The organism is Caulobacter sp. P1_B12_2, from assembly GCF_056406675.1.
Map to the genome: position 1 here is coordinate 1 of NZ_JBFTZS010000775.1, position 1,087 is coordinate 1,087.

The 1,087-nt window shown below is 70.7% G+C and carries 1 protein-coding gene; it reads left to right on the forward strand.

All coding sequences use genetic code 11. The features are described from left to right. Positions 1–160: 160 nt before the first annotated feature. Positions 161–1,087, forward strand: a 927-nt coding sequence (locus AC1DZ6_RS25680; RefSeq protein ID WP_477099909.1) for a lysozyme, incomplete at its 3' end; no start/stop codon positions are given.

Genomic DNA, 1,087 nt, shown 5'->3' on the forward strand with positions numbered 1-1,087 from the left:
CGCGGCCGGCCGCTGACGCGCCGGCCCGAATCCGCTACGCGCGGCGTTCATATGAGCGAAGGAGAGGGGGAGGACCCCCACGGGCGCCACGAACGGCGCCTATCTTGCGCGGAACACCCCGAACGCATCCGCGTCTGTCTCAAACTGGGTCATCTTGGCGATGAAACCGCGTTATCAGGTCTCCCGCGCCGCCGTCGAACTCATCAAGAGGTTCGAGGGTTACCGGATGAAAGCCGCGCAGCTGCCCGACGGGCGCTGGACGCTGGGCTATGGCCACACCCTGACCGCGCGCGGTGGGGCGTCTGTCTCGGAACAGGACGCTGAAGCTCTGCTTCTGTACGACCTGATCACCGTGGCTCACGCGGTCAACGAGAACACCTACACGCCGCTGAACCAGAACCAGTTCGACGCCCTGGTCTGCTTCGCCTTCAACATCGGCACCGAAAACTTCGTCCGCTCCGCCGTGCTGCGCCGCCTGAACGAAGGCGCGCCGCTGCTGGCCGCCTGCGAGATGGAGATGTGGCGCAAGGCCGACTTCGAGGGCGAACGCATCGTCGTCGACGCCCTGGTCCGTCGCCGTTCGGCCGAGAAGGCGCTGTTCCTGACGCCGACCGACGGCCACTGGGTGGCCGCGCCGAGCTCGGTGCTGCGGCCCARGATCGACTACGACGCCGGCAAACTGGTGCCTAACCAGGCTCCCGCCGCGATCACCACCGCGCTGAACGGCGACAAGGCCGTGGCCCTGCGCCAGGACAGCGCCTCGACGCCCGCGCTGACCGGACACGGACCCAGCGCCAGCGAACAGGCCGCCGCCGCCGTCGGCGCGCGCCTGGAAGCGATCCTGCCCGACGAGGCCGCCGCGCCGCTGCCGATCGCCGCGCCCGTCCAGGACCTGGTCCTGCCCGAGCCGCCGCCCCTGGCCGCCGCCGCGCCGTCGTCGTTCATCTATGCGACGCCCGAGCCGGACGTCGCCGTCGAGCCCGTCGTCGCGCCATTCCGGCTGACTCCGGAAGAGCCGGTCGCCGAACCGGCCTTCGCGCCGCCGCCCGTCACCGAACCGGCGGCCGCCGTCGAGCCTGGCCTGTTC